Origin of the sequence: Stenotrophomonas thermophila (assembly GCF_001499715.1) — a bacterium.
Taxonomy (GTDB): domain Bacteria; phylum Pseudomonadota; class Gammaproteobacteria; order Xanthomonadales; family Xanthomonadaceae; genus Stenotrophomonas; species Stenotrophomonas hibiscicola.
Genome location: NZ_CVIW01000004.1, coordinates 1 through 21,207 on the forward strand (window position 1 = coordinate 1; position 21,207 = coordinate 21,207).

Below are 21,207 nucleotides of genomic sequence, written 5' to 3' on the forward strand. Positions count from 1 at the left end.
ATCGTCGAAGAGCTGCGCGCTCGTGCCCGCGATGCGCTGCTCAATGAGGCCCTGGCAGTCGAGGAAGGCCTTGAAGACGGCCAGCCGGCGCAGGACCTGCTGTCCCTGAAGGGCATGGACGAAGCCACCGCGTATGCGCTGGCCGGCCACGGCGTGCGTACCAGCGAGGACCTGTCCGACCTGGCCGCCGACGAGGTCATGGACTTCGGCATTGAAGGGCTGGACCAGGAGCGCGCCGCGGCGCTGATCCTGGCCGCGCGTGCCGAGGAGATCGCCCGACTGGAACGCGGCGAATGAGCCGGCAATGAACAGGGCCCTGAGCCGCTCAGGGCGTAGAATCCGCGCCACCTCCAGATGCGGGGGGGCGCCCACAAGATCATAGGATCCGAATGTCGCAGCAAACCACCATCCGCAAGCTTGCCGAACTGGTCAACACACCGGTCGAAAAACTGCTGGAACAGCTGGCCGGTGCCGGCATGAAGTTCAGCGGTCCCGACCAGGTCGTGACCAGTACCGAGAAGGTGAAGCTCCTGGGCTTCCTTCGTCGTTCGCACGGCAAGCCCGAGCAGGCCCCGGAAGAGACGGATCAGTCTGCAAAGAAGATCACGCTCAACCGCCGGAAACAGCAGGAAGTGACGGTCAGTTCCGGTCGCAGCAAGACGACCGTGAATGTCGAGGTGCGCCAGAAGCGTACCTACGTCAAGGATGGTGCTCGCGCCATGACGCCGGACGAAGAGCGCGCCGACATCCTGCGCAAGCTGGAAGAGTCGCGTGCGCGCAACCTCGCCGAACAGCAGGCGCTGGCCGAAAAGGATCGTCTGCGCGACGAAGCCATCGTCCGTGCCCGCGAGGAAGAGGCCGCCGCCAAGGAACGCGCCGAGGCCGAGAAGAAGGCCGCCGAGGAAGCTGCGGCTGCCGCCAAGGCGGCCGAGACGCTGGCTGCCAGCAAGCCCAAGCGTGCTCCGATCGACGAAACCGCGCCGCGCCCGCCGCGCGCCCCGGCGACAGCCCCGGCTGCGCCGCGCAGTGCGCCGCCGCCGCGCAACGACGACCGCAACAACCGCAGCGCGCCGCGCAACGAGCGTGGCCCGGGTGATCGTTTCGCCGGCCAGATGCACCTGTCCGCGGCCGATCGTGCGCGTCGTGGCAACAGCAACAACAGCAACACCCGTGGTCGTCCGGGCGGCCGCAACCAGGCCGGTGGCCGTCGCGACATGTCGCGTGGTGGCAACAACGCCGGCCCGCACGCGTTCGAACGTCCGACCGCACCGGTGGTGCGCGAAGTGGCGATCGGCGACACCATTACCGTCGCCGACCTGGCGCAGAAGCTTGCGCTGAAGGGTGGCGAGGTGGTGAAGGCGCTGTTCAAGATGGGCGTGATGGCCACCATCACCCAGTCCATCGACCATGACACCGCCGCGCTGGTGACCGAAGAACTCGGCCACAAGGCGATCCGTGCCAACGACAACGACGCCGAAGACGCGCTGCTGGCCTCGGCCGGTGAAAACCAGGGCGAAGCCACCCAGCGTCCGCCGGTGGTCACCATCATGGGCCACGTCGACCACGGCAAGACCTCGCTGCTGGATTACATCCGCCGCACCAAGGTTGCCACCGGCGAAGCCGGCGGCATCACCCAGCACATCGGTGCCTACCACGTGGATACGCCCAAGGGCGTGATCAGCTTCCTGGATACCCCGGGCCACGCGGCGTTCACCTCGATGCGTGCGCGCGGCGCCAAGCTGACCGACATCGTGGTGCTGGTCGTTGCTGCCGATGACGGCGTCATGCCGCAGACCAAGGAAGCGATCCAGCACGCCCGTTCGGCGGGTGTGCCGCTGATCGTGGCGATCAACAAGATCGACAAGTCCGACGCCGACCCGATGCGGGTCAAGAACGAACTGCTGTCCGAGCAGGTCGTGGCCGAGGACTTCGGTGGTGACACCCAGATGGTGGAGATCTCGGCCAAGACCGGCCTGGGCATCGACGACCTGCTGGACGCCATCTCGATCCAGGCCGAACTGCTGGAACTGAAGGCGGTCGACGAAGGCCGGGCCTCGGGCGTGGTGATCGAATCGTCGCTGGACAAGGGCCGTGGCCCGGTCGCCACCGTGCTGGTGCAGCAGGGTCGCCTGAAGAAGGGCGACTACCTGGTGTGCGGCATCCAGTACGGCCGCGTGCGTGCGCTGTTCGACGAAACCGGCAAGCAGCCGGAGTTCGCCGGCCCGTCCATCCCGGTGCAGGTCCTGGGCCTGTCCGGCGTGCCGGAAGCCGGTGACGACTTCGTGGTCGTCGAGGACGAGCGCTTGGCCAAGGACGTTGCCCAGCAGCGTGAGACCAAGCGCCGTGAATCGCGCCTGGTCGCCACCGCGGGCAGCCGCATGGAAGACATCATGGCGACCCTGGGCAAGGGCGAGGGCCAGCAGGTCCTCAACCTGGTCATCAAGGCCGACGTGCAGGGTTCGGTGCAGGCCCTGAGCCAGGCACTGGTCGCGCTGTCCAACGACGACATCCGCATCAACGTGATCCACTCCGGCGTGGGCGGCATCACCGAGTCGGACGCCAACTCGGCGGCCGCTTCGAAGGCCACCGTCATCGGCTTCAACGTGCGTGCGGATGCTTCGGCCCGTCGCATCATCGAATCCAACGGCGTGGACCTGCGTTACTTCTCGATCATCTATGACGTGATCGATCAGGTGAAGCAGGTGGCCTCCGGCCTGCTGGGCGTGGAGATCCGCGAAGAGATCATCGGTATCGCCGAGGTCCGCGACGTCTTCCGCAGCTCCAAGCTGGGCGCTGTTGCCGGCTCGATGGTCATCGAGGGCGTGGTCAAGCGCAACAAGCCGATCCGCGTGCTGCGCGACAGCGTGGTGATCTTCGAGGGCGAGCTGGAATCGCTGCGTCGCTTCAAGGAGAACGTCGAGGAAGTCCGCAACGGTACCGAATGCGGTATCGCGGTGAAGGCCTACAACGACGTCAAGCCGGGTGACCAGATCGAGTGCTTCGAGCGTATCGAAGTGCCGCGCACCCTGTAATGCTGCAAGGCGGCCCGACCAACGGTCGGGCCCTACCGTGATGTAGAACCCGACCAACGGTCGGGTACCATGGTAGATGTAGCGCCCGACCGTTGGCCGGGCGACAATCGAATCAAAGATGGCGCCCGACCGTTGGCCGGGCGACAATCGAATCAAAGGTAGCGCCCGACCGTTGGTCGGGCGACAACTGAACCAAGAGCTCCTCGTGCCCAAGACTTTCCATCGAACCGACCGTGTCTCTGCCCAGCTGCGCCGCGAACTCGGCACCCTGGTGCACAACGCCGTGCGCGAGCACGGGTTGCCCTCGGTGAGCGTGTCCGACGTGGAAATCACCCGCGACATGGCTCATGCCAAGGTCTTCGTCACCGCGCTGATGCCGGAGCGTTCGGCGGAAGCGGTGGCCGGCCTGAAGGAACTGGGCTACCGCCTGCGCATGGACCTGGCCCGGGCGATGAAGCTGCGCCATGTGCCGGAGCTGCATTTCCACTACGACGACTCGGTCGATCGTGGCGAGCATATCGACAACCTCCTGCGCGACCTGCCCGATACGCTGGCCGCGGAGAAGCGTCGCGAGAGCGACGAAGAATAAGCCAGCGCCGGGCCCATGCCCGGCGTCTTTTCATTCTGACCGTGCGAGGCCGGACGCTGGCCGCGCTTCGCGCTCGCCGGGCATGGCCCGGCGCTACCCGTATCTGTCATGACCCGAATTCAGTTCCGCCGCCTGGATGGCATCCTGCTGCTCGACAAGTCGATCGGCATGAGCTCCAACGCCGCCCTGCAGGTGGCCCGTCGCCTGTTCCGTGCCGAGAAGGGCGGCCACACCGGCAGCCTCGACCCGCTGGCCACCGGTCTGCTGCCGCTGTGCTTCGGCGAGGCGACCAAGATCGCTGGGCTGCTGCTGGGGTCGGCCAAGGCCTACGATGCCGAGATCGTGCTCGGCCAGACGACCGATACCGACGATTCCGAGGGCCAGGTGCTGCTGCAGCGCCCGGTACCGGCGATCGGTGCCGAGGCCCTGCAGGCCGCGTTGGCGCCGCTGACCGGCAACATCCGCCAGCGTGCCCCGGTCTATTCGGCACTGAAGCAGGGTGGTGAGCCGCTGTATGTGAAGGCTCGCCGTGGTGACGTCATCGAGGCGCCGGAACGCGAGGTGCAGGTGCACGCCATCGACGTGCTGGAGCAGCAGCCTGAGCGCTTGCGGCTGCGCGTGACCTGCGGTTCGGGCACCTACATCCGCAGCCTGGCCCGCGACCTGGGCGAGGCGCTGGGATGTGGCGCACACATCAGTGCGCTGCGCCGGCTCTGGGTGGAGCCGTTCCGCGAACCGGCGATGGTCACCCTGGACCAGCTGCGGGCGATGGCCGAGGCCGGCGACGAGGCGGCCATGGATGCGCTGCTGCTGCCGCTGGCGGCCGGCCTGGCTGAATACCCGCGGGTCGATCTCGATGCCGACCAGACCCATCGCTTCTGCGTCGGCCAGCGCCAGCGCGACCCGTCCTGGCCCCACGGCCTGGTGGCGGTGTTCGGTCCGGGCGATGCTGTCCAGGGGCTGGGCCAGGTCGATGACAGTGGCCTGCTGGCTCCGCAGCGTCGTTTCAACCTCTGACCGGGGCCAGGGCGGTTCAGCCCCGGTCCTTGTCCCGGAAGCCCCTGGCCGTTACAATTTCGCGGCCGTTTTCCGGCAGCCTGCCTCGTGCAGGTTTCATCCTCGTAGTCCACGGCGAGCCTGGCGGTGCGCGAAGCGCGTTCCTGCCGGCCACGCATCACAGAGAAAAAAGAAATGTCGATCGACACCCAGAAGGTCATTGAAGACAACAAGCGCACCGCCGCTGACACCGGCTCCCCGGAAGTCCAGGTGGCCCTGCTGACCGCCCGCATCGAACTGCTGACCGGCCACTTCAAGACCCACAAGAAGGACCACCACAGCCGCCGCGGCCTGCTGCAGATGGTCAACCGCCGTCGCAGCCTGCTCGACTACCTGAAGAAGAAGGACGTCGAGCGTTACAAGGCCCTGATCGAGAAGCTTGGCCTGCGTCGCTAAGCAACGAATTCCCCGCGGCGCAGCGATGCGCCGCGGTTTTGTTTTGTAGTACCGCAATCCCCGATTCAGGCCGGAACGATCCGGTCACCCGCTGGCGGCAAGGGTCGCCGACGGTCCAAATTCGCAGACAGCATCCCCAAGGACACCCTCCGTGGCAAAAATCACCAAAACCTTCCAGTACGGCAAGCACACCGTCACGCTTGAGACCGGCGAAGTCGCCCGCCAGGCCAGCGGTGCCGTCATCGTCAAGATGGACGACACCGTACTGCTGGTCACCGCCGTCGCCGCCAAGAGCGCGCGCGAAGGCCAGGACTTCTTCCCGCTGACCGTCGATTATCAGGAAAAGTTCTACGCCGGCGGCCGTATCCCGGGTGGTTTCTTCAAGCGTGAAGGCCGTGCGACCGAGAAGGAAACGCTGATCTCGCGCCTGATCGACCGTCCGATCCGCCCGCTGTTCCCGGAGGACTACAAGAACGAAGTGCAGATCATCGCCACGGTGATGTCGCTGAACCCGGACGTGGACGGTGACATCCCGGCCCTGATCGGTGCCTCGGCTGCCCTGGCCCTGGCCGGTACCCCGTTCATGGGTCCGATCGGCGCTGCCAAGGTCGGTTACAAGAACGGCGAGTACATCCTGAACCCGACCGTCAGCGAACTGGCTGACTCGCAGCTGGAACTGGTCGTCGCCGGTACCTCCAACGCCGTGCTGATGGTCGAATCCGAAGCCGCGCTGCTGTCCGAAGAAGTGATGCTGGGCGCCGTGACCTTCGGTCACCGCGAAATGCAGAAGGTCATCAACGCGATCAACGAGCTGACCGTCGAAGCCGGCACCAAGCCGTCGACCTGGGAAGCCCCGGCCAAGAACGACGCGCTGATCTCCGCCCTGAAGGAAGCCATCGGCCCGCGCCTGGGCGAAGCCTTCCAGGTGCGTGACAAGCTGCAGCGCCGCGACGCCATCTCGGCGATCAAGAAGGACGTGTTCGAAGCCCTGGCGGGCCGCGTGGCCGCCGAAGGCTGGAACCCGGCCGAGCTGTCGAAGGAATTCGGCGAGCTGGAATACCGCACCATGCGTGACTCGGTGCTGGACACCAAGGTCCGCATCGACGGCCGTGCGCTGGACACCGTCCGCCCGATCACCGTGAAGACCGGCGTGCTGCCGCGTACCCACGGTTCCTCGCTGTTCACCCGCGGCGAAACCCAGGCCATCGTGACCATCACCCTGGGCACCGCCCGTGATGGCCAGGTCATCGACGCCGTTGCCGGTGAGTACAAGGAAAACTTCCTGTTCCACTACAACTTCCCTCCGTTCTCGGTGGGCGAGTGCGGCCGCATGATGGGCCCGAAGCGCCGCGAAATCGGCCACGGTCGTCTGGCCAAGCGCGGCGTGCTGGCTGTCATGCCGTCGCTGGAAGCCTTCCCGTACACCATCCGCGTCGTTTCGGAAATCACCGAGTCGAACGGTTCCTCGTCGATGGCCTCGGTCTGCGGCTCGTCGCTGGCGCTGATGGACGCCGGCGTGCCGGTGAAGGCCCCGGTGGCCGGTATCGCCATGGGTCTGGTCAAGGAAGGCGACCGTTTCGTGGTCCTGTCCGACATCCTGGGTGACGAAGATCACCTGGGCGACATGGACTTCAAGGTGGCCGGTACCGCTGAGGGCATTTCCGCCCTGCAGATGGACATCAAGATCGAAGGCATCACCGAAGAGATCATGAAGCAGGCCCTGCAGCAGGCCAAGGCTGGCCGTCTGCACATCCTGGGTGAAATGGCCCACGGCCTGACCGCTCCGCGTGAGGAGCTGTCGGACTACGCGCCGCGCCTGCTGACCATCAAGATCCACCCGGACAAGATCCGCGAAGTGATCGGCAAGGGCGGCTCGACCATCCAGGCCATCACCAAGGAAACCGGCACCCAGATCGACATCCAGGACGACGGCACCATCGTCATCGCGTCGGTCAACGCCATCGCTGCCCAGGCCGCCAAGGCCCGCATCGAGCAGATCACTTCGGACGTCGAGCCGGGCCGCATCTACGAAGGCAAGGTCGCCAAGATCATGGACTTCGGTGCGTTCGTCACCATCCTGCCGGGCAAGGATGGCCTGGTCCACGTCTCGCAGATCTCCAGCGAGCGCGTCGAGAAGGTCGGCGACAAGCTGAAGGAAGGCGATGTGGTCAAGGTCAAGGTGCTGGAAGTCGACAAGCAGGGCCGTATCCGCCTGTCGATGAAGGCCGTCGAAGAAGGCGAAGGCGCCAGCGCCGAATAATCGGTACTGCTGATCGTGCGGTGGGTGAGGACCGTTGGTCCTCACGCTTTCGCAATTGAAAAAGCGGGCTTCGGCCCGCTTTTTCTTTGCCTCGATGTTGCGAAGAGAAGCTCATCCAGGTCGCTGCATGTCCTGCTGCAGTGCATGAGGGCCGCCACGCGGCCATCGTTCTGTCTCGGTTGCACGGATCGCGCCTGTCCATGGGACGACATGCCGCGACACCCGTACCGCAGCCCCATCGGTTTGCTAACGTGGCGGCGCCTTCGAACCGGGAGATCTCCATGTTCCGCCAGACCGTGGCCGTCCTTGCCGTGCTGATTGCCGGTGTCTTGCCCATCGCCGCGCACGCGGCGCCCGCGCAGCCGCCGATCTTCGGCGCCTACTACCCGGGCGGCTCGGCCGAACGCTATCCGGTCTCCAGCATTCCAGCCGAGCGCCTGACGCATCTGTTCTATGCGTTCTCCACCATCGAGGACGGGCGCTGCACGATCGGTGCGGAAGCGCCGAAGAATTTCGCCGCACTGGCCGAACTCAAGAAGGCGCATCCGCACCTGCGCACGCTGATTTCGATCGGTGGCTGGGGTGCGGGTGGGTTCTCCGATGCAGCGCTGACCGAGGCCAGCCGCAAGCGCTTGGTCGATTCGTGCATGGCGCTGTTCTTCGATCGCCATGCCGGCAGCTTCGACGGCGTGGACATCGATTGGGAGTTCCCGGTCAGTGGCGGACCGAAGGAGCTGGCGCATCGCCCGCAGGATCGCGTCAATCTGACCCGGCTTGCCCAGGCCTTCCGCGCGGCACTCGATGCGCGCGGCCGCAGGACGGGGCAGTCGATGCTGCTGACTGCCGCGCTGGCCGCCGGTCGCCTGCAGACCGATGGCCCCTACGATCCAGCAGCGAGCTATGACCTGCCGGCGCTGGCCAAGGTGTTCGATTTCATCAACCTGATGAGCTACGACATGGGCACCGGCTTCTCCTCGGTGTCGACCTTCAATGCGCCTCTGCATGAAGTGCCGGCCGATCCGCTGGCGCCGGAGCTGCGGCGCTGGAACAACGTGGCCGGCGCGGTGCAGTTCTACCGCGAGCACGGCGTGCCGGCCGGGAAGCTGGTGCTGGGCGTACCGTTCTACGGGCGCGGCTTCAAGGTCACCGGCGACGCCCCGGATGGGCTGTACCAGGCCTACAGTGCGCCGGCTGATGCCGGCGACTGGCGGGTGATCAAGGCGCGCTATCTCGACCAGCCGGGTTGGACGAAACACTGGCAGCCGCAGGCGCAGAGCCCGTGGCTGTACAACGCCGCGCAGAAGATCTTCATCAGCTATGAAGACCCGCGCTCGATCGGGCTGCGTGCGCAGTTCGCCCGTGAGCAGGGCCTGGCCGGGGTGTTCATGTGGGAACTGACCGGCGATGACGAACAGGCCAGCCTGCTCAATGCCATGCTGGGCCCCTGGCAGAAGGCGCGCATCGGCGATTGAGTACCGGGTGGCGCGTCGTGCTGGGCCCATGCCGCAACGTCACCGACCTGATACACACACTGCGGTGTACCTCGTTGCCCCTGCCAAGCCGACTTCCAGTAGCGCCGGGCCATGCCCGGCCACGCTTCAGTTCGCCCAGACGCTGTTCGGATCGCCGTTGCGGGCGCGGCGTTGGCTGGCCACGGCCAGACGCGCAAAGCCGAAGGCCATCGCCAGCGCGATGGCATCGACCCAGAACAGCGGCCAGTGGCCACGCGCAGCCGCACGCCACAGCCAGTCACCATTGAGTGCGCCGTGCAGCACCGGCACCAGCGCGGTACTGACCGCCGCCGCCCACAGCAGTTCGCGCGCCGCCTGCGCCGGGCGGCGCAGTGCGGCCCATAGCGCGCAGGCCGCCCAACTGCCGAAGCAGGCCCAGCGGATGCCGTGGTCGACCGCCGACGGTGCCAGCCGCTCCAGCACCAGTGCGGTGCCGAACGCGATCGAGATCGCCACGCACAGGCCGATGCACACGCCGACCGTGGCCCGCGCCATGTTCACACCGGCACGTGGCTGTTGCGGCTGGCGACGCTTGCGCCGCGACTCGATCCACAGCAGGTTGCCGGAGTAGAACAGGAACGCACCGCCGAGTCCGAGCAGGAAGTACAGCCAGACCACCACGCCATTGCCGAATTCGCCGAAGTGCAACGCGTAGGCGGCGCTGAGCGTGGCGTGGTTGGCGTCGCGCTGGCCCGGCAGCTGCGACGCGAGCAGATTGCCGGTGGCGACGTCCAATGCCACGGCACCAAGCGGGCCGAGGGTGCCACTGGCCTCGCCGGTGATCTCGATCGTCGCGTTGGCATCGCCGCCACTGGCCAGCTTCAGATAGGCCGGTTCGAAGTTGGCCACGCCCTGTGCGCGGGCCACTTCAAGTGCGCGCGCATGCAGCACGCGCAGGCTGCCCGGCGGTGCCGGGATGCCACTGGCATTTCGCACCGGCGCGGTGTCCATCGCAGTCGGTACTGCCTGCAGCGCTTTGCCGTCGTAGATCAGCGGATTGAGCAGGGCCATCTGCACGAACACCAGGCAGAGCAGGGCGCCGGTGACCGCGAACATCAGGTGGAAGGGCAGGCTGAGCACACCGACCACGTTGTGCGCGTCCTGCCACAGCTGCTTCAGGTTGCGCCCCGGCCGCAGTGCGAACAGGTCGCCGAGCAGCCTGGGCAGGTGGATCACCAGGCCGCTCAGCAACGCCATGCCATACAGCAGGCTGACGATGCCCATCACGTAGATGCCGGCCACCGGCAGGCCGAGACTGTAGTGCAGTTCGTTGACCAGTTCGGCCAGTCCGGACTGCGGCGGCGCGGGGCTGCCGGCGATCTGCCCCGGCCACGCATAGCGCCAGCTGCCGTCATCGGCCTGCCAGTACGCCAGAGGCTGCGGGTGTTCGGTGCCGGGGAAGGTCATGCCGACGTGGCGGCGCGCTTCCGGATGCGCCGCCAGCACGTCCTCCAGCAGGTACTGGGCGTCATCCAGGCTGGCCGGGAGTGCCGTGGCGGCGCCCGGTGTCTGCCACCGCGGCAGGTCATGGTGGAACAGGGTCAGCGAGCCTGCGTAAAAAGCCACGAACAGGCCGAAGCCGGCCACCAGGCCGACCCAGGTGTGCAGGGTGGTGAACGTGCGCAGGGTCTGCGAACTGAACTTCATGGCGTGGATCTCATTGCACCGCGCCGGTCAGGCGCAGCAGCCCGAGCACGACGAAGCCGGTGGCGGCGCTGCCGCCCAGCACCAGCCAGGCGCGCAGCGCGCTGCGGAAGCTGAACGCCCACAGGGCGGCCAGCATCCACAGCGGGATGAAGGCGACCAGGGTAGGTACCAGCGCACGCTGCCAAGGGCCCGGCGGAAGCCAGGCCAGCAGGCCGGTAACGGCGGCTGCAAGCAGGAAGCCGACGATGATGCCGGCGAAGGCGCGCGCCCACATCAGGGCAACTCCGTGCCCGGTCGGTGCCAGGCGGCCAGCGCCGGCAGCAGCATCGCCGCGAGCATCCAGGTGCACAGCATCGCCACCAGGCCGGCGGCGAAGCCGAGTTCGGCCATCCACAGCCACAGCGCGGCCGCAGCGGCGACCAGGCCGATCTGGTGGCCAAGACGCCCGGCGCGGCGCAGGCGCGGCCAGCGGCAGTGGGGCGAGGCCGCATAGAAGGCCAGTGCCGAGAATATCGCCGCCAGCATGCCCAGGCTGCAGAAACCCAGCGTGGAGAGGCCGACGGTGATCATCGCGGGCAGCCTGCGCGGCGGCGGGTCGGCGAACGCGGGGCACGGGCGGGGCCGGCGGCAGCCGGTCGAAGCGGGTGGCGCATCACGAGGTCCTGGGGGAAAGCGGGCAGGCTGGCACGGGGCGGGCTGCCCGCACATGGTAATCATTGCGTTTTCACGCCGCCAGCGCGGCTCATTCAGCGGGCCGTACGGTGGCCCTTGGGCTTTCCGGTGCGCTGGTTTAAGATCATCGCAAACCCCTGACTGGAACAAGGTGGCCCGCGCCCAGCGCCGGCCGAGCGTGCGACATGAGCACTACCACCGCCCACTGTTGACCTGCCCCCGAAGGCCCTGCGTTCCAGGCGCCCTCGCGGCGCTTTTTTATTGCCCGGGCAACGGCCCGGGAACGCTTTCCAGCCCGCCCGGCGGGCCCCGCACGAAGCCACTGCGATGATCAACATTACCCTTCCCGACGGCAGCCGCCGCGAATTCGAAAACCCTGTGAGCGTCATGGAGGTTGCCCAGTCGATCGGCGCCGGCCTGGCCAAGGCCACCATCGCCGGTGCCGTGGATGGCGTGCTGGTCGATGCCAGCGACGTCATCGACCACGACGCCAGCCTGCGCATCATCACCGCCAAGGACGAGGAGGGCGTGGAGATCATCCGCCACTCCTGCGCCCACTTGGTCGGCCACGCCGTCAAGCAGCTGTACCCGGATGTGAAGATGGTGATCGGTCCGGTGATCGCCGAAGGCTTCTACTACGACATCTATTCCGAGCGCCCGTTCACCCCGGACGACATGGCCGCGATCGAGAAGCGCATGGGTGAACTGATCGCCCAGGACTACGACGTCATCAAGAAGATGACGCCGCGCGCCGAAGTGGTCGAGATCTTCAAGGCCCGTGGCGAGGACTACAAGCTGCGCCTGATCGAGGACATGGCCGACGACATCCAGGCGATGGGCATGTACTACCACCAGGAATATGTGGACATGTGCCGCGGCCCGCACGTGCCGAACACGCGCTTCCTGAAGGCCTTCAAGCTGACCCGCATCTCCGGCGCCTACTGGCGCGGTGACGCGCAGAACGAGCAGCTGCAGCGCATCTACGGCACCGCCTGGGCCGACAAGAAGCAGCTGGAGGCGTACATCAAGCGCATCGAAGAAGCCGAAATGCGCGACCACCGCCGCATCGGCAAGCAGCAGGACCTGTTCCACCTGCAGGAAGAAGCCCCGGGCCTGGTGTTCTGGCACCCGAAGGGCTGGGCGCTGTGGCAGGTGGTGGAGCAGTACATGCGCAAGGTCTACCGCAACAGCGGCTATGGCGAAGTGCGTTGCCCGCAGATTCTGGACGTGAGCCTGTGGAAGAAGTCCGGCCACTGGGATAACTACCAGGACAACATGTTCTTCACCGAATCGGAGAAACGCACTTACGCGGTCAAGCCGATGAACTGCCCGGGCCACATCCAGGTGTTCAACCAGGGCCTGCACAGCTACCGCGACCTGCCGATCCGCTACGGCGAGTTCGGGTCGTGCCACCGCAACGAGCCGTCCGGCGCGCTGCACGGCATCCTGCGCGTGCGTGGCTTCACCCAGGACGACGGCCACGTGTTCTGCACGGAAAACCAGATCGAGTCGGAAGTGACCGCCTTCCACCAGCAGGCGCTGGCGGTCTACCAGCACTTCGGCTTCGACGAGATCCAGATCAAGATCGCGCTGCGCCCGGAATCGCGCCTGGGTGACGACGCCACCTGGGACAAGGCCGAAGGCGCGCTGCGCTCGGCGCTGACCGCCTGTGGCGTGGAATGGCAGGAGCTGCCGGGCGAGGGCGCCTTCTACGGCCCGAAGATCGAGTACCACCTGAAGGATGCCATCGGCCGTACCTGGCAGCTGGGCACGATGCAGGTCGACTTCATGATGCCCGGCCGCCTGGGCGCCGAGTACGTGGACGAGAACAGCCAGAAGAAGCACCCGGTGATGCTGCACCGGGCCATCGTCGGCTCGATGGAGCGTTTCCTGGGCATCCTGATCGAGCACCATGCCGGCCAGTTCCCGGCCTGGCTGGCGCCGACCCAGGTGGTGGTGGCCAATATCACCGACGCCCAGGCCGACTATGTCTCGGGCGTGACCAAAACCCTTGCGGAGCAAGGCTTCCGCGTCAGCTCGGATTTGCGTAACGAGAAGATCGGCTATAAAATCCGCGAGCATACGTTGCAGCGCGTGCCCTACCTGCTGGTCATCGGTGACCGCGAGAAGGAAAATGGGGCTGTGGCGGTGCGTACGCGTTCTGGCGAAGACCTGGGCAGCATGAGCCTGCAGGCCTTCATCGAGCGGCTCCACGCCGAGGGCGCGTAAGCAAAGGTCCGGTCCGGGGGCACAGGCACCCGGGCCGGTTCGATACCCTTGGGAGAACGTAATATCAGCACCCCTGACAACAAACAGAACCGCAAGAATCAGGAAATCCGTGTGCCGCGCGTCCGCGTGATCGGCAGTGACGGAGAAATGATCGGCGTGTTGTCGCGCGACGAAGCGCTGTCCATGGCCGAAGATGAAGGCCTGGACCTGGTCGAAATCCAGCCGCAGGCCGATCCGCCTGTCTGTAAGATCATGGACTTCGGCAAGTTCAAGTTCGAAGCGCAGAAGAAGGCCAGCGAGGCCAAGAAGAAGACCAAGCAGGTCGAGATCAAGGAAGTGAAGTTCCGTCCGGTCACGGACGAGGGCGACTACCAGATCAAGCTGCGCAAGATGCGCGGGTTCCTCGAAGATGGTGACAAGATCAAGGTCAACATCCGCTTCCGTGGCCGTGAAATGAGCCACCAGGAGCTGGGCCGCGAAATGGCCAACCGGATCGAGGCCGATCTGGGCGAGGACATCGTCATTGAATCCCGTCCGCGCCTGGAAGGGCGTCAGATGGTCATGATGATCGCGCCGAAGAAGAAGACCTGAGGCCCGACGGGCTGCCTTTCGGGGCGCCTGGCTGAATGGTTCAGGGTAAGGGGGCGCCGCTGGCGTCCCTTTGCTTTTGTGGCGGGCCGGCGGGTTGCGGATGAAAGGCGGGCAGGGGCTGGTGGCAGGGCCGTTTTGCCTGTATCATGCCCGGCTCGACCCACCCAGGACGGGTCGTACGCCGATCATGGCAGGACGGAAAGAGCGGCCCAGGCCGCCGCCAGATCAGTCAGAAACCAGGGTCAAATCCCATCAAGGACATTGCAATGCCCAAGATCAAGACCAACCGGGCAGCGGCCAAGCGTTTCCGCAAGACCGCCTCGGGCAAGTACAAGTGCGGCCACGCCAACCGTAGCCACATCCTCACGAAGAAAGCGACCAAGCGTAAGCGTAATCTGCGTCAGACGGGCCATGTCCGTGCAGAAGACGCAGGCCGTCTGGACCGCATGCTCCCTTACCTCTGAGGAACTGAAAAATGGCACGAGTTAAGCGTGGCGTACAGGCGCGTCGCCGCCACAAGAAGATTCTGGATCTCGCCAAGGGCTATTACAACGCCCGTCGCAAGGTCTTCCGCGTTGCCAAGCAGGCGGTCATCAAGGCACAGCAGTACGCCTACATCGGCCGTAAGCAGAAGAAGCGCAACTTCCGTTCGCTGTGGATCACCCGCATCAATGCGGCTGCCCGCATCAACGGCCTGAGCTACAGCCGCTTCATGAACGGCCTGCTGAAGGCCGGCATCACCCTGGATCGCAAGGTCCTGGCTGACATCGCCGTGCACGACGCAGCCGGTTTTGCCGCGCTGGCCGAAAAGGCCAAGGGCGCGCTGGCGGCATAAGTCCTTCCCGATGCCGTAACCGTTCACTCGGAACGGTGTCAGGTCAAGGCAATGCATGGGGAAGGGCGCAAGTCCTTCCCCATTCTTTTTTGGGTCCCGGTGCGGCCACAGCGGCAGCGCGGGGACGGCGGTGGCGACAGGGGTCGGCCCTTCGCGCATCGCGATGGCAGATCGACTGGAGTTCCGGCCCCCCATGAGCGACATCCAATCCCTCACCACCCAGGCGCTGGCCGATGTGGCCGCCGCACAGAGCCCTGACGTGCTGGAACAGCTGCGCGTGGCCCTGCTTGGCAAGAGCGGCAGCATCACCTCGCAGCTCAAGCAGCTCGGTACCCTGCCGGCCGAGGAGCGCAAGGCCGCCGGTGAAGCGATCAACCAGGCCCGCGACACACTGACCCGTGCGCTGGCCGAGCGCAAGGCGCTGCTGGAAGACGCCGCACTGGACGCGCGGCTGGCTGCCGAAGCCATCGACATCACCCTGCCGGGCCGCAATGGCGACCGCGCTGGCCTGCATCCGATCACCCGTACCCTGGAACGCATCACCGGTATTTTCGGCCGGCTGGGCTACGAGCTGTCGGAAGGGCCGGAGATCGAGGATGACTGGCACAATTTCGAGGCGCTGAATTTCCCGCCGCACCACCCGGCGCGCGCCATGCACGACACCTTCTACTTCGGCGACGGCCGCCTGCTGCGCACGCATACCTCCGGTGTGCAGGTGCGCTACATGGGCGACCACGCGCCGCCGCTGCGCATGATCGCTGCCGGCAAGGTGTACCGCAGCGACAGCGACCAGACCCATTCGCCGATGTTCCACCAGGTCGAAGGCCTGCTGGTGGACGAGCACTCGACCTTCGCCGACCTGAAGGGCACGTTGGCAGAATTCGTGCGCGCGTTCTTCGAGCGCGATTTCGAGATGCGCTTCCGTCCCAGCTACTTCCCGTTCGTCGAACCGGGTGCGGAAGTGGACATCGCCTGGCAGCAGCCCGATGGCAGCACCCGCTGGCTGGAAGTGCTCGGCTGCGGCATGGTGCATCCGAACGTGCTGCGCAATGTCGGCATCGATCCGGAGCGTTACACCGGCTTTGCCTTCGGCATGGGCGTGGAGCGTTTCGCGATGCTGCGCTACGGCGTCAACGACCTGCGCGCGTTCTTCGAGAACGATGTGCGGTTCCTGAAGCAGTTCGCGTAAGCCGCAACCGTGCAGAGCCGGGCCATGCTCGGCTGCCTTTCTGGATGGACGCCTCCTTGCGCATGCGCTGGGCGACCACAAAAACCGCAACGGGAGGCACGCCTCCCACCAGGGTGACACCATGAAATTCTCCGAAAACTGGCTGCGCAGCCACGTCCCGACCTCCGCCTCGCGCGATGAGCTGAGCGCGGTGCTGACCGCCATCGGCCTGGAAGTGGAAGAAGTAACCGCGCTGGGCGAAGGCCTCGATCACGTGGTCGTGGCACGCATCGTCGAGGCCTCGCGCCACCCGGAAGCCGATCGCCTGCAGGTGTGCAAGGTCGATGCCGGGCAGGGCGAGCTGCTGCAGATCGTCTGCGGTGCGCCGAACGCCCGCGCGGGCCTGGTCGCGCCACTGGCGATGGTCGGTGCGCAGATCGGCGAGCTGAAGATCAAGCCGGCCAAGCTGCGTGGCGTAGAGTCCAACGGCATGCTGTGCTCGGCCAAGGAGCTGGGCCTGGACAACGATGCCTCCGGACTGCTGGAACTGCCCGATGACGCCCCGGTCGGCCAGACCCTGGTCGAGTACCTGGGCCTGCCGGACGCCAGTATCGAAATCAAGCTGACCCCGAACCGCGCCGACTGCTTCAGCCTGCGCGGCATTGCCTACGACGTCGCCGCCGCTACCCGCAGTGAAGTGCTGGATTTCGCCGCCGACGCCATTCCGGCTGCCGGCAGCCGTGAGCTGGCCATCCAGCTCGACGCTGGCGCCGAAGCGCCGCGTTACCTGGGCCGTGTGATCGAGGGCGTCAACGCTGCCGCCAAGACCCCACTGTGGATGGCCGAGCGCCTGCGCCGCAGTGGCGTGCGTCCGGTCTCGCTGCTGGTCGACATCACCCAGTACGTGATGCTGGAACTGGGCCAGCCGATGCATGCCTACGACCTGGCCACCCTGCAGGGCAGCATTGCCGTGCGCCGTTCGCGCGCGGGCGAGACGCTGAAGCTGCTGGACGGCCGCGATGCCGCGCTGGACGACAGCTTCCTGGTGGTCACCGACGCCGATCGTGCGGTCGGCCTGGCCGGCCTGATGGGCGGCTTCGACACCCGTGTCACCGACGCTACCACCGCCGTGTTCCTGGAGGCCGCGCACTTCGCGCCGGCCGCGATCATGGGCCGTGGCCGCAAGCTGGGCCTGCACACCGATGCCGGCCACCGCTTCGAGCGCGGTGTCGATCCGGCACTGCCGCGTACCGCGATCGAGTACGCCACCCACCTGGTGCTGGACCTGGCCGGCGGTACCCCGGCGCCGGTCACCGAAGCTGTGCGCGAGGCCGATCTGCCGCAGCCGGCCACGATCGTGCTGCGCCGCACGCGCATCACCCGCGTGCTTGGCATCACCATTGACGATGCCGAAGTCGAGCGCATCCTGCGTGCGCTGGGCATGGACGTGGCCGCCACCGCCGACGGCTGGCAGGTCACCGCGCCGAGCCGCCGCTTCGATATCGCCATCGAAGAGGACCTGATCGAAGAACTGGCCCGCATCCACGGTTACGAGCAGATCCCGACCACGCTGCCGGGCGGTGCCTCGCGCGTGGCGATGCCGAGCGAGACCCAGCTGGACGCGCTGAGCGTGCGCCGCCAGCTGATCGCCCGCGACCTGCAGGAAACCGTCAATTTCGCCTTCGTCGACGACGCACTGCTGGCCCAGTGGCAGCTTCGCGACGGCCTGGTGCCGCTGGCCAACCCACTGTCGGCCGAACTGGCGGTGATGCGCCCGTCGCTGCTGCCGGGCCTGGTTGCCACCCTAGGCCGCAATGCCGCTCGCCAGCTCGGCCGCGTGCGCCTGTTCGAGCTCGGCCGCGTGTTCGCCCAGCAGGCCGGAGACGGCCAGCCGGCACCGCTGGAAACCCCGCGCGTGGCCGCTGCGGTCTGCGGTGATGCGCAGGCGGTGCAGTGGGGCCTGCCGACCCGCAAGGTCGATTTCCATGACCTGAAGGGTGACCTCGAATCGCTGGCGGCCGCCAGTGGTGCGCAGCTGGAGTTCCGTCCGTCCACCCGCGCCTACGGCCACCCGGCGCGTTCGGCCGAGGTGTTGCGCGATGGCGTGGCGATCGGCTGGATCGGCCAGGTTCACCCGCGCCTGGCCAGGGCGATGGACATCGAAGCCGACGTCTACGCCTTCGAACTGGACCTGGAACCGCTGACCGCGCGCCGCCTGCCGCGTGCCGGCGAACTGTCGCGCTTCCCGGCGGTACGCCGCGACCTGGCATTCCTGGTGCCTGAACAGGTGGCCTGGGCCGATCTGGCGGCGACCGTCCGCCAGGCCGCCGGCCCGTTGCTGCGCGACCTGAACCTGTTCGACCGCTATGTCGGCCAGGGCGTCGAGCCGGGATTCAAGAGTCTCGCTATGGGCTTGATTTTGCAGGACAAGTCGCGCACTCTGACGGACCGCGACGTGGAAGCGGTGGTGGCCGAGGCGGTCACTGCCATCGAGCGTGAACACCACGCCCGGATCCGCGGCTGAGCGGGCAGCACTCGGGGGTAGCAGGCAATGGCATTGACCAAGGCGGAGATGGCGGAAAAGCTGTTCGACGAAGTCGGTCTGAACAAGCGGGAAGCCAAGGAATTCGTCGACGCGTTTTTCGATGTGCTGCGTGAAGCATTGGAACAGGGACGTCAGGTGAAGCTGTCGGGCTTCGGTAATTTCGATCTGCGGCGCAAGAACCAGCGCCCGGGTCGCAACCCCAAGACCGGCGAGGAAATTCCGATTTCCGCCCGTACGGTGGTCACCTTCCGTCCGGGCCAGAAGCTCAAGGAGAGGGTGGAAGCTTATGCTGGATCCGGGCAGTAACCGCGAACTACCGCCGATTCCGGCCAAGCGCTACTTCACCATCGGTGAAGTCAGCGAGCTGTGCGACGTCAAGCCGCACGTCCTGCGCTACTGGGAAACCGAGTTTCCCAGCCTTGAGCCGGCCAAGCGCCGAGGCAACCGCCGCTACTACCAGCGCCACGACGTGCTGATGGTGCGGCAGATCCGCAGCCTGCTGTACGAACAGGGCTACACCATCGGTGGTGCACGCCTGCGTCTGGACGGCCCCGATGCCCGCGAGGAATCGGCGCTGAGCAACCAGATCATCAAGCAGGTGCGCATGGAGCTGGAAGAAGTGCTGCAGTTGTTGCGCCGCTGATCCCATTTCCATCGTAATCCGCTATACTTCACGGCCCGCCGCACTGGCGGGCACATCGCAGCATCAGTCGGGGCGTAGCGCAGCCTGGTAGCGCATCTGCCTGGGGGGCAGAGGGTCGTCGGTTCGAATCCGGCCGTCCCGACCAAAAGCAGCGATAGAACAAGGGCTTGCGCCATACGGTGCAGGCCCTTCTTCGTTGTGCACCCTATCGCCACCCTATCGAATGGCGAGGATGCCCGTGTTGATCTCGGTCCACGGCCTTTCGTGGCCTTCCAGATACACCTCGGTCATCGCCGGCGAGCTGTGTGTGAGAAGGTGCTGCACTTGTTCTTCCGACCAACCTCGACGGTTGTGTGGAAGAGCACCGCCAAGCCTGCGGATCTCCTGGAGTGACACCTGATGCATGCCGATCCAAGCTGATTGACTCGCGGACGTCCTGGAACTCGCGGCTCTCCGCTGATGCGCTCGATTGCCAGGCGAAAGGCGTAGTTCTTCGACGCTTCACTGAAGTCCAACGGTCTCGCCGGCGATGGCCTTTGCGATGATGGCCGAGCTCGGCACAGTGGCGTAGGCGCGGTAGCAAAAGATCCTGGAGGTCAGTGCCTGCAAAAACGTGATTCTTATGGCGGTTCGAAAATTTAATCTGCGGTTCGGGGAAGTCCTACAGATCGATGGCTGAGGTTCGGGTTGGAAAATGCTGATCTGTATGTTAAACGCATCTTGAATCATGGAAGAAGGCAGGTGGCGGAATGAAATCACCCATTAAAGTGGCAATGCTGTTCATCGCGCTTTTTAGCAGCAATGTTGCGATGGCCGACGCTCGGCTACAAGTCGAAATAGTTCCGCTGAAGGGCGACCTGGGAGAAACTTCAATCGCGCTGAAGCTCTCGAATGTCGGTGACCAGGTTGCGGTAGTCGCTGAGTCTTCTCTGCCGACGCTCAATGCTCGCAAAATGTTGTTGGATGATCCCTTCATAGTGAAACAGCAGGATGGGCGCGAAGTCCAGTTCTTCGGGATAATGAGGGATACGCTCTCCGAAACTCCGAGTTATTTGTCCATACCTCCTGGCGGCAGTTTCAGCCTAGATATAAATCTTGCAAGTGGCTATAGTCTGTCGCCAGGGCTGAGTTACACCATTGGCTTGCGAGCCCCGATTTCCTATCGCACCGCCGACGGCAGGAATGCGGAAGCTGGGCCCATAAAGCGGCAATCAGGCAAGTGGCAAAGTGCGTATCCCGCACCCCGCACGGTTGTTGTACCCGTTACTGGAAGAACAATGAAGCAAGCCCGGGCGGGGGAGTTTCTTGAACCTGTGGCATGTGTCGATCCGGCCGGCACCCCGCCTTCGGCCAAAAAAAGTGCAATTTTTCAGAGTGTATTGGCTGGGGTAACGATTGGTGCAGGAAATGCGCTGAGCCAGCTCCAGCAGATGACTGAGGTCGATACAACATCTGAAACTGAGTTGTGGCTGAGGTTCAGCCCCTCAGTTCACTATACGCGCTACTTCGGGGAGCATGGCCCGGACGTCAACGTCGTTGCCGGTGAAGATGTCAACGAAGATGATGCGCTGGTTGATAGCACTTTGATGGCGATCATCTGGAGAATTTCGGGAGACGGAGTGACCCCGAAGCCGCCGGTGTCCCTCTCCTGCCGGTGCAATGCTGACGAAGTGCCGGCAGACACCATTGCTTATGTGCAGTCAGGTGCTCCATACGTAATTCACGCATGCCCTGTATTTTGGTCCCTATCTATGCTGCCCGCCAATCACATTGGTGAACCCTCAAAGGTTGGCACGATGGTCCACGAGTTCACTCATTTTACTGACGACAAGGGCATGGCGCTGCGGCATCCGCCGGTCCCCGGCAAGAATGTCTCATCTCTTTCGTACGCACTAGAGTTGGCGGCCAGCTCACATCCAGGCGCTGTTCGATTCCCGAACGCGTACAAGTTTTTCGTTTTGGGTCAAGCACACGGTTTTTCTCCGCCGGAATAGTCCGAGGCAGGAGGGTGCGGTCATTGGAGCCCGCCAAGC

The 21,207-nt window shown here is 65.4% G+C and carries 19 protein-coding genes and 1 tRNA gene; 17 read left to right on the forward strand and 3 right to left on the reverse strand.

Annotated elements, in window-relative coordinates:
* From BN1263_RS03495 to BN1263_RS03525, 7 genes are all read left to right on the forward strand, one after another.
* Positions 1 to 297, forward strand: a 297-nt coding sequence (locus tag BN1263_RS03495; RefSeq protein WP_222102694.1) for a helix-hairpin-helix domain-containing protein, incomplete at its 5' end; no start/stop codon positions are given.
* Positions 298 to 389: 92 nt separating this feature from the next.
* Complete coding sequence (gene infB / locus BN1263_RS03500) at positions 390 to 3,032, forward strand: translation initiation factor IF-2 (protein WP_019660576.1); 2,643 nt, start codon at positions 390 to 392, stop codon at positions 3,030 to 3,032.
* Positions 3,033 to 3,237: 205 nt separating this feature from the next.
* Positions 3,238 to 3,621, forward strand: coding sequence for a 30S ribosome-binding factor RbfA (rbfA, locus tag BN1263_RS03505; protein ID WP_019660575.1), 384 nt, complete (start codon positions 3,238 to 3,240; stop codon positions 3,619 to 3,621).
* A 108-nt stretch (positions 3,622 to 3,729) separates the two neighbouring features.
* Positions 3,730 to 4,638, forward strand: a complete 909-nt coding sequence (truB, locus tag BN1263_RS03510; RefSeq protein WP_058979597.1) for a tRNA pseudouridine(55) synthase TruB — start codon at positions 3,730 to 3,732, stop codon at positions 4,636 to 4,638.
* 174 nt (positions 4,639 to 4,812) lie between these two features.
* A complete protein-coding gene (gene rpsO / locus BN1263_RS03515; protein WP_058979599.1) occupies positions 4,813 to 5,073 on the forward strand; it encodes a 30S ribosomal protein S15 in 261 nt (86 codons plus the stop codon).
* Positions 5,074 to 5,224: 151 nt separating this feature from the next.
* Positions 5,225 to 7,333 carry a polyribonucleotide nucleotidyltransferase gene (pnp, locus tag BN1263_RS03520; RefSeq protein WP_005417884.1) on the forward strand — a complete coding sequence of 703 codons (2,109 nt, stop codon included), beginning with the start codon at positions 5,225 to 5,227 and terminating at the stop codon, positions 7,331 to 7,333.
* Positions 7,334 to 7,614: 281 nt separating this feature from the next.
* Positions 7,615 to 8,805, forward strand: coding sequence for a glycoside hydrolase family 18 protein (locus BN1263_RS03525; protein ID WP_021202193.1), 1,191 nt, complete (start codon positions 7,615 to 7,617; stop codon positions 8,803 to 8,805).
* A gap of 126 nt (positions 8,806 to 8,931) precedes the next feature.
* Here BN1263_RS03525 and BN1263_RS03530 read toward each other — a convergent pair whose 3' ends face one another.
* From BN1263_RS03530 to BN1263_RS03540, 3 genes are read right to left on the reverse strand one after another with little or no spacing between them, the layout of a single operon-like run.
* Complete coding sequence (locus BN1263_RS03530) at positions 8,932 to 10,491, reverse strand: PepSY-associated TM helix domain-containing protein (protein WP_058979601.1); 1,560 nt, start codon at positions 10,489 to 10,491, stop codon at positions 8,932 to 8,934.
* A gap of 10 nt (positions 10,492 to 10,501) precedes the next feature.
* Positions 10,502 to 10,765 (reverse strand): hypothetical protein, encoded by a 264-nt coding sequence (locus BN1263_RS03535; protein WP_058979602.1) that lies wholly within the window; start codon positions 10,763 to 10,765, stop codon positions 10,502 to 10,504.
* Positions 10,765 to 11,061, reverse strand: coding sequence for a hypothetical protein (locus tag BN1263_RS03540; RefSeq protein ID WP_058979604.1), 297 nt, complete (start codon positions 11,059 to 11,061; stop codon positions 10,765 to 10,767). The genes BN1263_RS03535 and BN1263_RS03540 overlap by 1 nt, the downstream gene beginning before the upstream one ends.
* Before the next feature lie 429 nt (positions 11,062 to 11,490).
* Between BN1263_RS03540 and thrS the strand changes: the two genes are divergently transcribed.
* From thrS to BN1263_RS19930, 10 genes are all read left to right on the forward strand, one after another.
* Positions 11,491 to 13,392, forward strand: coding sequence for a threonine--tRNA ligase (thrS, locus tag BN1263_RS03545; protein WP_058979607.1), 1,902 nt, complete (start codon positions 11,491 to 11,493; stop codon positions 13,390 to 13,392).
* Positions 13,393 to 13,440: 48 nt separating this feature from the next.
* A complete protein-coding gene (gene infC, locus BN1263_RS03550) occupies positions 13,441 to 13,983 on the forward strand; it encodes a translation initiation factor IF-3 (RefSeq protein WP_019660568.1) in 543 nt (180 codons plus the stop codon).
* Between the two features lie 266 nt (positions 13,984 to 14,249).
* Entirely contained in the window at positions 14,250 to 14,447 is a 198-nt protein-coding gene (gene rpmI / locus BN1263_RS19925; RefSeq protein ID WP_005410436.1) for a 50S ribosomal protein L35, read from the forward strand.
* 11 nt (positions 14,448 to 14,458) lie between these two features.
* Positions 14,459 to 14,818 (forward strand): 50S ribosomal protein L20, encoded by a 360-nt coding sequence (gene rplT / locus BN1263_RS03555; RefSeq protein ID WP_005410435.1) that lies wholly within the window; start codon positions 14,459 to 14,461, stop codon positions 14,816 to 14,818.
* A gap of 193 nt (positions 14,819 to 15,011) precedes the next feature.
* Positions 15,012 to 16,007 carry a phenylalanine--tRNA ligase subunit alpha gene (pheS, locus tag BN1263_RS03560; protein WP_021202188.1) on the forward strand — a complete coding sequence of 332 codons (996 nt, stop codon included), beginning with the start codon at positions 15,012 to 15,014 and terminating at the stop codon, positions 16,005 to 16,007.
* A gap of 121 nt (positions 16,008 to 16,128) precedes the next feature.
* Positions 16,129 to 18,510 carry a phenylalanine--tRNA ligase subunit beta gene (gene pheT, locus BN1263_RS03565; RefSeq protein WP_058979609.1) on the forward strand — a complete coding sequence of 794 codons (2,382 nt, stop codon included), beginning with the start codon at positions 16,129 to 16,131 and terminating at the stop codon, positions 18,508 to 18,510.
* A 27-nt stretch (positions 18,511 to 18,537) separates the two neighbouring features.
* On the forward strand, positions 18,538 to 18,837 hold the full coding sequence (locus BN1263_RS03570) for an integration host factor subunit alpha (protein WP_005410432.1): 300 nt from the start codon (positions 18,538 to 18,540) through the stop codon (positions 18,835 to 18,837).
* Complete coding sequence (locus tag BN1263_RS03575; RefSeq protein WP_005410431.1) at positions 18,818 to 19,174, forward strand: MerR family transcriptional regulator; 357 nt, start codon at positions 18,818 to 18,820, stop codon at positions 19,172 to 19,174. Before BN1263_RS03570 ends, BN1263_RS03575 begins: the two co-directional genes overlap by 20 nt.
* Before the next feature lie 68 nt (positions 19,175 to 19,242).
* Positions 19,243 to 19,319: transfer RNA gene (locus BN1263_RS03580), tRNA-Pro, on the forward strand.
* Between the two features lie 604 nt (positions 19,320 to 19,923).
* Entirely contained in the window at positions 19,924 to 21,168 is a 1,245-nt protein-coding gene (locus tag BN1263_RS19930) for a M35 family metallo-endopeptidase (protein WP_080398768.1), read from the forward strand.
* Positions 21,169 to 21,207: the final 39 nt, after the last annotated feature.

What these genes read in the sequence shown, in the direction of transcription:
- infB (WP_019660576.1), top strand. Translation starts at nt 390, where the DNA reads ATGTCGCAGCAAACCACCATCCGCAAGCTTGCCGAACTGGTCAACACA.
- truB (WP_058979597.1), top strand. Translation starts at nt 3,730, where the DNA reads ATGACCCGAATTCAGTTCCGCCGCCTGGATGGCATCCTGCTGCTCGAC.
- rpsO (WP_058979599.1), top strand. Translation starts at nt 4,813, where the DNA reads ATGTCGATCGACACCCAGAAGGTCATTGAAGACAACAAGCGCACCGCC.
- BN1263_RS03525 (WP_021202193.1), top strand. Translation starts at nt 7,615, where the DNA reads ATGTTCCGCCAGACCGTGGCCGTCCTTGCCGTGCTGATTGCCGGTGTC.
- BN1263_RS03530 (WP_058979601.1), bottom strand. Translation starts at nt 10,491, where the DNA reads ATGAAGTTCAGTTCGCAGACCCTGCGCACGTTCACCACCCTGCACACC.
- BN1263_RS03535 (WP_058979602.1), bottom strand. Translation starts at nt 10,765, where the DNA reads ATGTGGGCGCGCGCCTTCGCCGGCATCATCGTCGGCTTCCTGCTTGCA.
- BN1263_RS03540 (WP_058979604.1), bottom strand. Translation starts at nt 11,061, where the DNA reads ATGATCACCGTCGGCCTCTCCACGCTGGGTTTCTGCAGCCTGGGCATG.
- thrS (WP_058979607.1), top strand. Translation starts at nt 11,491, where the DNA reads ATGATCAACATTACCCTTCCCGACGGCAGCCGCCGCGAATTCGAAAAC.
- rpmI (WP_005410436.1), top strand. Translation starts at nt 14,250, where the DNA reads ATGCCCAAGATCAAGACCAACCGGGCAGCGGCCAAGCGTTTCCGCAAG.
- rplT (WP_005410435.1), top strand. Translation starts at nt 14,459, where the DNA reads ATGGCACGAGTTAAGCGTGGCGTACAGGCGCGTCGCCGCCACAAGAAG.
- pheS (WP_021202188.1), top strand. Translation starts at nt 15,012, where the DNA reads ATGAGCGACATCCAATCCCTCACCACCCAGGCGCTGGCCGATGTGGCC.
- pheT (WP_058979609.1), top strand. Translation starts at nt 16,129, where the DNA reads ATGAAATTCTCCGAAAACTGGCTGCGCAGCCACGTCCCGACCTCCGCC.
- BN1263_RS03570 (WP_005410432.1), top strand. Translation starts at nt 18,538, where the DNA reads ATGGCATTGACCAAGGCGGAGATGGCGGAAAAGCTGTTCGACGAAGTC.
- BN1263_RS03575 (WP_005410431.1), top strand. Translation starts at nt 18,818, where the DNA reads ATGCTGGATCCGGGCAGTAACCGCGAACTACCGCCGATTCCGGCCAAG.
- BN1263_RS19930 (WP_080398768.1), top strand. Translation starts at nt 19,924, where the DNA reads ATGAAATCACCCATTAAAGTGGCAATGCTGTTCATCGCGCTTTTTAGC.